Here is an 11682-nt window from a genome sequence, read left to right as displayed (position 1 = left end):
ACGGCCTTTCACAAAAGCCGTCTCGTTCATTTACGAAACTGACGTTACGGCATTTATAGTGCATTGCAATATTTTTGTGCGACGCACCATCCCTCGTCCAGCGTTCCGAGGGGCATGCGGAGGGTAATGGACGCCCCTCGACCGTCGATGAGATTCGTATATCAGGTTTGCACGATTCAAACGCGACCCTGACCCTAGACAGCGATCCGGAAAGAGAGAAAGCTGCCGACCCGTCCAATCTGCTGTTGCGGGAAAGGATTCGACTGCTCCAGGCCGTCATCGACAAAGTCCCAGGAGGCATATCCCCCTTTGATGATGACCTACGCGCACACCGACTACATGGCTTCGGTCATTCCGGTGCGAAGGAAGTCATCCTGTCCAATGCCAGCCGTTTCGCCATGCTTCAGGCGCCGGACGAATACAGCCAGGCTGGGCTGATTTGATTGACGCCAAGTAACGGCGGCGTCTTCAAGCCACGAGCATCCGATTTCGGCTGTCGCGGAGGTGAATCCAGCCTCTTCTAAGGCGACCAGGCGAGACACCTGCGGCGGTAGGCTGACCCGGCGGGGCGCCTCCGACGCGCTTCGCAAATGCGCGGTCCGTGGCGATGACTTCGGGGCCGGCCCTGCCCAGTCAAACTCCGCCTGCTCGAAGTGAATTAACTGCCTGCTTAGCGTTCATGCGCCAGTCGTCGCTCTGAGGGAAGCTGTTAACAATTCCGAAACCATACCGTTAGGCAAGATTTATCTAATATTGATGATTCAAATCTCTTCATGTATCTTGACTTGGCATATTTCTCATTTTGACGTTGTCTAATGCAACGCCATATGCACCTTTGAAATCCTTATAGAATATTGACGGCGCCGCCTGCCGTTGGAGCGAGTCGTATGACCATCGGCCACGCACACGCGTGCCCCGAAGTCCTGGGGCTATTGTTGACTTCCAAGTGCAACATTTCTTGCAGGCACTGCTGCAACGATTCTCATCCTGCTAAATCGGAATCGGCTTCGTTCGAGCGGATCGCCCGTTTGATCGACGAAGCCGCGGAGCTTCCGTCGATCAGAGAAGTTGGAATAAGCGGAGGTGAACCATTCCTATACCTAAGGCTCTTGAAAGAGATCATCTCCCACGCCCGCACCTGCGGATATACGTCCTCCGTGACCACTAACGGATTTTGGGGCGGCTCGCCAGGAGCGGGCTTGCAATTGGAGGGGCTCAGGGATGCAGGGCTCGGCGCCGTCAACATCAGCACCAGCCAGTTCCATCAGGAATTCCTACCGCTTAGCAGGATTGTCGGCGCGGCAAAGACAGCACTGAATGTCGGACTGAAGGTAACCGTCAACGTGGTTTCAACGTCTACTACGGAGATGGACGACGTCCGCGGCGCATTCTATGAATTGGGACAGATGGTGCGGTTTGTCGTCATGCCTTGCCTGCCGGCTGGCCGCGCGTCGACGAATGTGGAACAACAAGAATTCCCTGCGGATTTCACTTCGCCATTCGGCAACTGCCGGGAGCATTTCAAAAAGCTTGCAGTCGACCTTTCCGGCGATGTGTATCCGTGCTGCTCGCCTGGTGGCTTTACCGAGCCTCTGCGTATGGGAAATGAGCATCGCTCTACGCTTGGCGAGATCGTGAAGGCATCGGACCAGAACAAGCTTCTCGCTGTCCTGGAATCCGTCGGGCCGGGATTTTTCCTGCCCTTCTTGCGTGAGCAAGACATTGGTCACGAGATTCCGGAACGTTTCAGCGATCAGTGTCATCTATGCCATTTCATGCTGTCTTCGCCGAAATACGCCGAGAAGGTGGCCGAGTGGGCGGAGCTGCTGGTGAGCGATCTGGCCGCGCTCCCCGAAACCGAGCGGCCGGCCGACAATTCAAGATTGGCAGGCTTGAAGGAATTGAGGGCGCAATTGGTGCTGCCCAACTAGCATCACGGTCACTATCCGGGGAGGGAGCGATGTCGGATACAAGATCACCTGGAATACTGTCACAGCTGGGCCTTTCGGCAACGGACCGCGAGAAAGTGGCCGAGGTCACCAGCGATCTAATCGCAATCCACGTCTACCGCGAGCTGCAAATCCGCAACGATCTGGCGAAGGTGGCTGGATGCTCGATTATCGGCAACTGCTCCAACGGAAGCTGCGACATCATCGGCAATTGTTCGTCGTCTTCCAAGGACATGCTGTGACGGAGGACCATTGGATGAGCGACACGCGCGCACTGGTCGAGGAGAGCCTTTCGACCATCGAGATTGGTCGCCTTGGCGACGACAAACTCGTCGACCTCCTGACGCAAATCATTGATCAGGAGGTTGCGCTGATCGTGCGCGAAAATCTTGACGACCGAAAACCGGCGACACCTGAGAAGGGAGAACCGCCAAGTCGACTGTCCGCCGTCGCTAATCAGCGCGCGCGGTCGAAACCGGGTGGCCGAAGGCCGGGAGGCTGAAGTCATTTTCGCACTCAACAATCAAGGGAGGGCTCGCACAACCATTCTGGAATAACGCTGAAATTTAACTCGTAACATGGGAGACGTAATATGGCTGACAGATCATTGAGCCTTGCAAGTCTGAAACTGAGCGTTGAACAACGGGAGCAGGTCGCCGAAATCGCTGGCGATCTGATCGCGGTTCAAGTCTATCGCGAGTTGCAGCGGGCGGGCGATCGGGCCGCCGATTCCGGCTGCAACATTATAGGCAACTGCTCGAGTTCCTCAAAGAGCGCGCTGCTCGAAACCATCGCAAGATAAGGTGCGTCAGGCGTGTGAAGGCATCCCCTTCGATCGGGATGCCTTCCATTCCGACGCTGACGGGCCCTCGCGTGATCACGCGGCGGTCGCTCGACACCCTTTCCATCTGGGAGCGGCACTATGGACAAGCTTTCATCCATCCCGTCCTTTCCTCGCCTCCAGTATGGCGTCGAGATCGTTCCCGTTGAGGAAGGAAAAGTCCTCCTGCGCTCGTTTACGGGAAGTGTGATGCTCTCTGGTGATTTCGTTGCGGTCGTTCTTCCGTTGCTTCTTCCACTGCTCGACGGAAAGCATGGGATCGAAGACCTGGCGGCCGAATTCGACGAGACATTGCGGCCGGAGATCGAAGACTTCCTGACGTTGATTCAACACAAGGGTTTCCTGGGCAAGGCAGCACGGGACGGGCGAGAAGATGACGCGGTCATGCTGTCTGGTGAGGACCGCGCGTACTGGTCCCTATATGGCGCGAGCGCCAGTGAGGCGGCGAGACGACTGGCCCAATCGACCGTGGTGATTGCGGGCCTTGGGGACGTCGGTAAAATCGTTGCGACCATGCTCGCCGCCTCCGGCGTCGGGACTCTCGTTCTTGTCGAGGGCGCCACGCCTTCCCAATCGAGCGGCCGCGAAGAGGCTGAAGCGTCGGAGACAAGGAAGACCGAACTGTCGCTGCGCAAGCAGTACGCGTCTCGTGTCGTGACGATCCCGACGACTATCGACGACGCGGCCGGCTGGGAGGAGACGGTCGCGGCCGCAAGCGTTGTTGCGGTCATAAGCGACACCATGTCGATGGGCGGCTACGACCGAGCGAACGAAGTATGTATCAAGCATGGCGTGCCATGGGTTTCGGCAAGGATCGATCGACAACGCGCTATCATCGGCCCGTTCGTCATTCCGAACCAGACCGCTTGCTTCGCCTGTTTCGAGGCCCGCAGTCGCGCCAACGCGGATCATCCAGAAGATCACGAGGCACTCTACCGTCACTGGAAAAAACTCAACGGCAGACGCGACATGTGGCCGTCCCTTCTCCCCTTCGCGGGGATCGTAGGAAATTTCGTCGCCTTGGACTTGTTACGTGTCCTTGCGGGCGAGCATCTTTCAGCAGCGGCGGGGCGCATCATCAACATCGACCTTCTGACGTTGGAACGCAGCGTCCATGAGGTGCTGAAGTTGCCGAGATGCCCGGCATGCTCGCGGTTGAGGGACCGCAGACCAACCAAGATTTGGGACATCATCCCAACCGAAACGCGGTCAGTCGGCTGAGCACGGCAGCATCCGGAGAAATACGAATGCAGCTTCACCACCACTTGCCATCGCCGATCGAGGATACTCTGCGCAAGGCGCTTAGGCTTGTCGATGATGAGACAGGGATCATCAAGATCCTGCACGAGGCGCCATGCGCCCCTGACTCGCCAAGGATATTTGGTTGCGGAGCGCTGTCCAGCGACTATAGTCGTTTCGGATTTCCCTCCGAAAGCCCGATCAGCGGCTCCACGTCACTCGTGCGCGACCAGGCGCTTGTCGGGGCGATCGGCGAGGCGGTCGAACGTTATTCTGCCGCCTATGTTCCCTACGACGAGATTATTTATCGCCCCACCAGCGCCGTCTCCGCTACTGCGGTTTCACCTTGGTCGCTCTCGCTATACGACGAAGTCCAGTTAGCACGGCCTGGTTTCGGCTATTGCGCCCTGCGGCCCGATGACACGATCGGCTGGGCCATGGGCTTCTCGCTGGCGCGCAAACAGCCGATCCTCGTTCCGGCATTCGCGGTCTATCAGCCGTACATAGGTCGCACCGGAGAAGCGCCGGTGGTGCAACAGATCACGACGGGTTTGGCCTGCGGCAACACGGCGGAGGAAGCGATCCTCTCGGCCATTTGCGAGGTCGTGGAGCGCGACGCCGCGATGCTCATGTGGCTTCAAAGCCGTCGTCCACCGAAGGCTGTCATCGACTTGCGGACCCCACAGCTGGTGCGGGAGACGCTTGACCGCTTCGGATCGATCGCAGATCACGTCACCTTGCTAGACGTCACGACCGATCTTGCGATTCCCGCCTATGTTGCCGTATCCGATATACCCATGGCCGGAAAGCGCGGCGCTACGTTTTCCTCATGCGCTAATCTGGTTGCCAGTCGCGCGGCCGTTGGTGCGCTCACCGAACTGGCGCAATGCCTGTTATGGGTGAACAGCCTTGTCGACAAGGGGGCGCATCTGCCCAGAGCTTCGCTCGAGGAGATTGCGCAAATCGAGGAGCACGTCCTATGGCCTCTCTTGCCGGAAAACCGCCGGGCCTTCGAATTCATCCTTTCCTCCTCGCGTGAGACCGAGATACCGCAAGACCCTGACGGGCCTACCGACATACTCGATTCGATTACACACTGTGTCGAACGCATCGCGCGCGGCGGGCTGGACGTCATTGCAGTCGATGTGACCTCCCCGGATATTAGAGAGTGCGGGCTGCATGTATTCCGGGCGATCATTCCAGGTGCGCAGCCGCTCTATTTTGGCAGCGGCCTGCACAGGATCAGTGTTCGCGCCACTAGCGCCGAGTATGCCGATCGCGCGAACAAGCGGATCAACCTCCACCCGCATCCTTTCCCCTAGTCGATCTCGCAAAGGTGACAAATGCCCGATCCTCATGGGACTGACATATCCAAAATCCGGAACCGGCTTTTAGGTGAACGCAACCTGTTCTCCGTCTCGGAGCTGTTTCATGAGAACAGCAGGATCAGCCGATCCTCGCCGCGGATTGCTCAGAGCGCGCAATCTGCTCTCGTCGCCCCGGCGGGATTCAAGCGATACATCTATGCGCCCCGCATTGCCTTGCCCGATCCACGCACGGCTGAGAGGGACAGCATTTGGGACAACATGGCGTCGCGCCGATCGGTGCGCAGCTACTCGGGTCAGGAGATTGATCTCCAACGTGTATCGGACCTCGCGTTTTACGCGCTGGGCACCACTGAAAAGGGAGCGAGACGCTGCGTACCGTCAGGCGGCGGGCTCTATCCACTCGAACTTTATGTGGTGGTCGCTCGTGTGGAGCAGTTGCCATCCGGTCTTTACCACTACGATCCGCGCTCGCATGCCCTGTGCGAACTTGGCAGAGTGGACTGCATGGCATCGGTGAAGAAAGCAGTGTTCATTCCCGAGGCGGTGGACAACGCTGCGGCCGTCTTCGTTCTAACGGCGGTATTCGGCCGCTCCAAGATCAAATACGGCGAGCGGGCTTATCGTTTTTCGCTATTGGAAGCAGGTCATGTCATGCAGAACATCTGCCTCGCGGCGACCGCGCTTCGCCTTGGCGTATGTCCCGTAGGTGGCTTCATCGACGACGAGATGAACGATCTGCTTGACGTTGACGGCGTTGAGGAAGCGGTCCTCTACGCTGCGCTCGTCGGCTCGCTCGACAAGGTCGGCGGCTGAACATCGCCATCTGTTGTTACGGGCGCTTTGATCTGTTTTGCGCATTCAGGAATTAGAAAAGCGGCCCTAACCACTCGCCGCCGATCTCGATTGTGAGACTTGACGCTTCCAGATCATCACCCAGCATCTCGCGTGAGCCACCCAGATGATAAGCTAGGAATTGCTCCACGACAGCCATCAGAGCGATACGGTTGCGCTGACCTAGCAGGAAATGGCCTTCATCGGGGAAAGTGATCAAGGTCACCGGCACGTTCCTTCGGAGCAGAGCGAGCGCGACGTTCCTTGACTCGGCCGGATTGACGCGAACGTCGCGAAGTCCTTGAGCAATCAACATTGGACGGACCATTTGCTCAACATGAACAAGTGGCGAGCGTTCCTGGAGCCATTTTCGTCCCTCCACGGTCGCGGGGTCCGCTAACCGGCGTAGGATCATGGCGAACCAGTTGTGCCAGTAAGGGGGTATTTTCGCGATGAAAGACAGCAGGTCCGAAGGGCCGCAGATATCGATGAAGCAGTTGTAGAGATCGGGACTCCTCGCTGCAGCCATCAGGGCGGCATAGCCGCCATAGCTTGCTCCAAGAAGCCCGACCCGGTCAGGATCCGCGATACCCTCCTTGACCGCCCATGCCACGCCATCGTCCAGGTCATCTTGCATGCGGCCGCCCCACTCGCGATCAGCCGCATTGGTGAAGGCTTTGCCGAAGCCGGTCGAGCCCCGGAAATTGATGCTCAGTACCGCATAACCGCGGCTCGCCAGCCATTGATGCAGGGGCGAAAACCCCCAGGCGTCGCGGTCGTAAGGCCCGCCATGGACGACGACAACCAGCGGCCGGCGGCGAGCGCGGCCGGCCGGGACTGTGACATAGGCGGGCAGCGTCAGACCATCTCTCGAGCGTATCGCGACGGGCAGCATCGCCCTCAGCGGCATGCCTTCAAGGTCGTCCCGCTCGGGGAAGAGCTGAAGCGTGCGCCGCTTGGCGCGATCGAATATTCGCAACTGTGCGGGAGCGTCGCTCGCCTCGAGGCGGATCAGCATGCGCCGCCTCCCGGCGCTGACGCCCACGATCACCAGATCGAGGCCGGCAGCGTCCTCGAGCTGCCGCGCGAGGTCAGCTGCAAATTTCTCATCGATAGGGTGCCAGCGGCGCCTTGCCGCGAGGGCAGCTGCGGCAAGAGGCCAGCCTGTGTCGGGATCATAGACGACTTCCGCGATATCGGCCTCGCTGTCGGTAGCCAGAACCGTCAATACTGCAGTTCGGGCATCGATCGCGACGAGGGCAGTGCGATCGCGATTGCGCGAATCGAGCAGGAACACCACGTCACCGTCGGCACTCAAGCCATCTATGTGCGTGGTCAAGGAATCCTCTGGAGGGATATCAAGAAAGGGAACCCATCCTCCATCCCCTTGCCGTTTGAGGACTTCGATCGACCCGTCCTGCCGCACCCGCTCGCCGAAGCAGACTTTGAAGTCGGCGTCAGCGTGCAGCCGGCTGAAATCGGGATTCTGGAACACTGTTATGCGCTGACCGGTCGCTACGTTGACCCGAACGAGGTCAAAGCTTTCCGGATCCCTGTCGTTTACACTGAACAGGATGTCGGAAGGAACACGTCGCGAGCTGCGATTGAAAAGCGTTCGCGTACCGCCACCGGGCGTCAGCGTGACCTCCGCTCCCGCGTCCACATCGATGCTGAAAGCCTGATAATTCTCATCACCGGCATGATCGCGAAAGACGACGACATGCCGTTCGTCCGCCGCCCAAAACAGCGCCGGCGAAACTGGGCGAACAGGTCCACCGGTCAGGCGTCTGGCGGAAGCCGGATCGAGCGCATCCGCTACCATCACGCTCAACATCCCGTCCTCGTTCTGGAGCCAAGCGATCCGGGTGCCGTCGTCGCTCAGTCGCAGATGCGATCGCAGTGGGTCGGCAAACGCGACCTTTCGTGTCAGCAAAGCGGTGCGTCGCCTATGACCTGGAGCAATTTCGCGTTTATTGGCCACGCTGCACAGTCGCCGACGCGGGCGGAACCGCACCGGCCCTAAGTGCCCCCTGCCCAATCTGAGTCCATGGATGACCGGTTACGTTCAGGGCCAGTTCCGACAGCAGCCAAAGGATCGTCCGGACAAGCGCCACATCCAGAACGGGAGTCGCGAGATCCGCCAACGGCTCCGGGATGGTGAAATGGCCGTTGAGGCGGTGTAGGAAGGTTGCGGTCCCGGTGTCGATCATGAAATGGCGTGGCCGACCGTGGTTGAAGAACAAGAGGACAGATGCACCGCGCACAGCAACGTACGCGATAGCCATAGGCCCTCGGGAACGGCCGGCAAAAGCGATGCGGATATCTCCACTTAAGCCCGTATATGAGCATAAATTCGATGCGGACGATAGTCGAAGATCGCAACTCTAGTCGGCTGCTCCGATCGCCGTTTGCGCAATGTGAGCATCCGGTTAGGGAAACGCGCTGGTTCACGAGCCCGATCCGTTTCATGATCTATTCACCGTCCTCAACAAGGCCTCGTACAGTTCTGGGGGCGATCAACGGGTTTGTGTCGGCATCTGGCTGGCTGAATTCCACATACAGATGCAGTTCGTCCGGCACGAAGACGACCTCCACGATCCTTTGATACCATTGGCAAGGTTGTAGGCGAGGACGGTCATGGCGGGGCACTCCTTTCGCCGTGGAGCGTGCCTATCTCACGGGAAATTCCATCACCAGAGTAGTATTGACGCTCGCCCTTTCTCAGAAATCCAACGTCTACGTGATGCCGAAAGGTGCAGCTACCTTTTTGTGCATCTCGATGGAACACGGGACCGCCGCGAACGTTCGGTGCACGCAGCGAATCCTCCCCCTCCAGGTATTGCTGCAGATCGGTATCCCGATCGGCCCGCGCTCCCCGCAAGGCGCGGGCCTCGGCCTGTGGTGCTCATGCCATCTACTTCGATCCGCAAGATGGAATATGATCTGGATAGAAGGACCCTCTCGGTGTGGTTTGTCGCCAGCGGCAAGCGGTACGAGTTTGAGGGGGTACCGCCGGAAACCTTTGCCGCGTTCCGGGCCGCGTTCGCCAAGGGCCGCTATTTCAACGACCATATCCGCAACAATTTCCGCTACCGTCTGGTTGCGAGCGATAGCGACCCGGGATGACCTGACCTGCCGGCGGCTCAATCGTCCTGTCGCTCCAACCGGCGGTTGGTGGACGCGTTGCCGCTGTTGCGCTTAGGGTTGGTTACGGTCCGCGCTCACTTGGCAAGCCCACCCCCCGCATCCCCCCGCCTGGTGAAAAGCGTTTGATCGGTCCCGCCGTTCTGGCAGTGCGGCGGGACTTTTTTGCGGTCCAGGTGGAACATCGGCGCGCGGGGAAGGCGCGGTGCACGCAGCACCCTTTTCTCATCCAACGTACGTCGGTGGCGCGCTGAAGGGTCTCAACGTCGGTCTGCCGCCGGAGCTCAACTAGCTGGACTATTGCTCGACCGGAAGCGGCTCGTGCTGCGGCTCAGCGTGATGGAACACCTGTCCAAGATCGCGCGCGTCGAACGTTTGGCCGCAGACTGGGCAGTAGACGAAGTGCTTCGATTCGTCCTCTACCGGCCCGTCATGCGGCCTGCCCTCATAGCCTGTCGCGATGTTGTCGGTTCTAATCCGGGGCAACGACAAGTCACAGGAGCGGAAGAAGCTCGAACGCCGAGGCTTTACCCCAAGCCAGATCGACGCCGAGATCAGCCGCTATGCGACGGCGATCAGCCGCATCCTTCGCTCTCAAAAGCAATATGGCTCAACACCGGATAGTGCCGCACGACCGAGGGAGCAAGCATATCCGTCCGCGAAGCGGAACGGAGTGGGGGTGTGGGGCCTCAGGCCCCGCGTTTTCCTTATGTTGGCGCTAACGCCGCGCGCGCGATGGCAGCAACATGCGGCGACCAGTAGCGCTGTCCGCCTTGGTAGGTGCGAGCGTTCAGCGCGGTTAGTATGCTGCGAAGACGTAACCTTGCACCTCGACTAAGGCGATCGGTCCTTTGGGAACAGTGCCGTCGGTATGGAAGATCGCATCGGCACTGTCCTTCCAGCCCTGATTGAAGAGGCCCGTACGCGCAACGATCGCCTTCAAAGCCAAATCGTAGGTGATAGGCTGGTCGCGCAGCCACGGTCCGAACTCGCGATGAGGCACTGACGGCGTCCGGGTGCTCGCGACGTCCTGTCTCAACCGCGCAAGCGCGTCATCATCGCCGGCGAGCGCCATAGCCAAACCGGGAGCGCTTATTCTCCACGGAGCACCGGGCATTGTCTGGTTTTGAAGACGGTGCTTGATCACCAGCCGCCTGAGTGTGTCTTCGCTTACGTTGTAGTCGTGCCTGAACAGATCAATGGCCCTCTGGACCGTGATCGCCTCTGCCCGTGGGACGTAGAGCGGCCGAAGCCGTTCGCCTGTTTCTGGCGCTGTTTTGACAGGGAGCGCATTGGTCATTCGGCCCATCGCGCTTTTCTGCGGCCCGCCGTTTCGCCCGACATCAGGGAACGATATCGCCCCCCATGTATTAGAAACCCATGGACACTATGGAACCCCACGGCCACGGGATGGCGGCGGATCTTTTGACATCGGAAGTTGCCAATGCCAGGCAGCGCATCCACCGCACCGAGCTCGCGCTTCAACGCAGTGAAGAAATGCTGGCCGAAAATCTCGCGCTGTGCAGCAGGATACGAACTGCGGTCGAGGCCGCAGACCGCTTGGTGAAGATCGATCCCGCCAGCTTTGAAGGACGTCGCGCGGGTTGAACTGGGCCGGCGTTTCATTCGTCGCGACCTTCAGGCCACCCGGCGCCACCGCTCGCGCTCAAGCACGGCGGCAACCAGGTCGACAGACGGCGAGCGCGGCTCATCGTGCGCGGCCTGGTGCTCGGCGAGGAACCTGTCATCGGGCATGCGCTCCACTGCCTCGGCGAGATGCGCTTCGACTGGTCGATCCAAGCGGCGGCGGAACGAAATGCGTCAGCTTTGGTCATCCGGGACCGAATAGTCTCATTTGCCGATAGCGATCCCTCGTGAGGCGCCGGAGGTGCACATAGAGGATGCCGGCAAGGGCATGCCCCTGATGAACGCGGCCGCGCAGCTCATTGACGATTGCCATGTATGCGCCGAGCGGGATCGCGTCGAAAACCTCGAGCACAGCAGCCATGCCTTGCTACACCAGATCCGGACAGGCCCGCGGCTAGTCCGAGACGGCCGGTCAAGCTGCTTTCCTCAATCAGGGCATGGTTGCCGCGGCCGTCAGATCTCTATGTCGAACTCGCCATAGAGCGAGTCAACTCGCGTCGGCGTCTCCGCATGATCGACGCACGATGTTTGCACAAATGTAACGGCCGCTGCAAGAGTGATGCACGATGGACAGTGGTGGGGGCACGCGTTGACGAGATGTCAAGCGTTCAGGATTTTCGCTTCCTTGGCGGCGCTGAGAAATGCCACGCGCGCTATCTCCGGTGCGCTGCCGCCGCCGAGCACTTTCATGCACGCCATGCGA

15 protein-coding genes are annotated in these 11682 nt (G+C 59.6%); 10 read left to right on the top strand and 5 right to left on the bottom strand.

The window, feature by feature from the left end; genetic code table 11:
* The first annotated feature begins 167 nt into the window (after positions 1 to 167).
* The 8 genes from NKJ08_RS36570 (at position 168) to NKJ08_RS36535 (ending at position 6170) form a co-directional block, all read left to right on the top strand.
* A complete protein-coding gene (locus NKJ08_RS36570; protein ID WP_352780756.1) occupies positions 168 to 443 on the top strand; it encodes a hypothetical protein in 276 nt (91 codons plus the stop codon).
* Positions 444 to 887: 444 nt separating this feature from the next.
* Positions 888 to 1931 (top strand): radical SAM protein, encoded by a 1044-nt coding sequence (locus NKJ08_RS36565; RefSeq protein ID WP_352780753.1) that lies wholly within the window; start codon positions 888 to 890, stop codon positions 1929 to 1931.
* 29 nt (positions 1932 to 1960) lie between these two features.
* Positions 1961 to 2191, top strand: a complete 231-nt coding sequence (locus NKJ08_RS36560; protein ID WP_352528361.1) for a hypothetical protein — start codon at positions 1961 to 1963, stop codon at positions 2189 to 2191.
* A 14-nt stretch (positions 2192 to 2205) separates the two neighbouring features.
* Entirely contained in the window at positions 2206 to 2451 is a 246-nt protein-coding gene (locus NKJ08_RS36555; protein ID WP_352786096.1) for a hypothetical protein, read from the top strand.
* Positions 2452 to 2541: 90 nt separating this feature from the next.
* Positions 2542 to 2751 (top strand): hypothetical protein, encoded by a 210-nt coding sequence (locus NKJ08_RS36550; protein WP_352528365.1) that lies wholly within the window; start codon positions 2542 to 2544, stop codon positions 2749 to 2751.
* A gap of 120 nt (positions 2752 to 2871) precedes the next feature.
* Positions 2872 to 4011, top strand: a complete 1140-nt coding sequence (locus NKJ08_RS36545) for a TOMM precursor leader peptide-binding protein (RefSeq protein WP_352786095.1) — start codon at positions 2872 to 2874, stop codon at positions 4009 to 4011.
* Between the two features lie 26 nt (positions 4012 to 4037).
* Complete coding sequence (locus NKJ08_RS36540) at positions 4038 to 5351, top strand: YcaO-like family protein (RefSeq protein ID WP_352786094.1); 1314 nt, start codon at positions 4038 to 4040, stop codon at positions 5349 to 5351.
* A gap of 21 nt (positions 5352 to 5372) precedes the next feature.
* The gene (locus NKJ08_RS36535) at positions 5373 to 6170 is read left to right on the top strand and encodes a SagB/ThcOx family dehydrogenase (protein WP_352528371.1); all 798 of its coding nucleotides are present in this window, start codon (positions 5373 to 5375) and stop codon (positions 6168 to 6170) included.
* A 52-nt stretch (positions 6171 to 6222) separates the two neighbouring features.
* Here the strand turns inward: NKJ08_RS36535 and NKJ08_RS36530 are convergent, their stop codons facing one another.
* The gene (locus NKJ08_RS36530) at positions 6223 to 8169 is read right to left on the bottom strand and encodes a S9 family peptidase (protein WP_352528373.1); all 1947 of its coding nucleotides are present in this window, start codon (positions 8167 to 8169) and stop codon (positions 6223 to 6225) included.
* Positions 8170 to 9095: 926 nt separating this feature from the next.
* On the opposite strand from NKJ08_RS36530, the gene NKJ08_RS36525 reads away from it, so the two are divergent.
* Positions 9096 to 9314, top strand: coding sequence for a KTSC domain-containing protein (locus tag NKJ08_RS36525; RefSeq protein ID WP_023722567.1), 219 nt, complete (start codon positions 9096 to 9098; stop codon positions 9312 to 9314).
* A gap of 817 nt (positions 9315 to 10131) precedes the next feature.
* Here the strand turns inward: NKJ08_RS36525 and NKJ08_RS36520 are convergent.
* On the bottom strand, positions 10132 to 10632 hold the full coding sequence (locus NKJ08_RS36520; RefSeq protein ID WP_352786098.1) for a hypothetical protein: 501 nt from the start codon (positions 10630 to 10632) through the stop codon (positions 10132 to 10134).
* 110 nt (positions 10633 to 10742) lie between these two features.
* On the opposite strand from NKJ08_RS36520, the gene NKJ08_RS36515 reads away from it, so the two are divergent.
* Positions 10743 to 10940 (top strand): hypothetical protein, encoded by a 198-nt coding sequence (locus NKJ08_RS36515; protein ID WP_352786092.1) that lies wholly within the window; start codon positions 10743 to 10745, stop codon positions 10938 to 10940.
* Positions 10941 to 10970: 30 nt separating this feature from the next.
* On the opposite strand, the gene NKJ08_RS36510 is transcribed toward NKJ08_RS36515, so the two are convergent.
* The 3 genes from NKJ08_RS36510 to NKJ08_RS36500 all read right to left on the bottom strand — a co-directional run bounded on the left by NKJ08_RS36510 (position 10971) and on the right by NKJ08_RS36500 (position 11669).
* Positions 10971 to 11132, bottom strand: a complete 162-nt coding sequence (locus NKJ08_RS36510; RefSeq protein ID WP_352786091.1) for a hypothetical protein — start codon at positions 11130 to 11132, stop codon at positions 10971 to 10973.
* Between the two features lie 31 nt (positions 11133 to 11163).
* Complete coding sequence (locus NKJ08_RS36505) at positions 11164 to 11340, bottom strand: hypothetical protein (protein ID WP_352528379.1); 177 nt, start codon at positions 11338 to 11340, stop codon at positions 11164 to 11166.
* 239 nt (positions 11341 to 11579) lie between these two features.
* Positions 11580 to 11669 carry a DUF982 domain-containing protein gene (locus tag NKJ08_RS36500; RefSeq protein ID WP_352786097.1) on the bottom strand — a complete coding sequence of 30 codons (90 nt, stop codon included), beginning with the start codon at positions 11667 to 11669 and terminating at the stop codon, positions 11580 to 11582.
* Between the last annotated feature and the right edge of the window lie 13 nt (positions 11670 to 11682).

The organism is Mesorhizobium sp. M0244, assembly GCF_040321795.1.
Lineage (GTDB): Bacteria > Pseudomonadota > Alphaproteobacteria > Rhizobiales > Rhizobiaceae > Mesorhizobium.
This window is presented reverse-complemented; position numbering and strand designations above follow the sequence as displayed.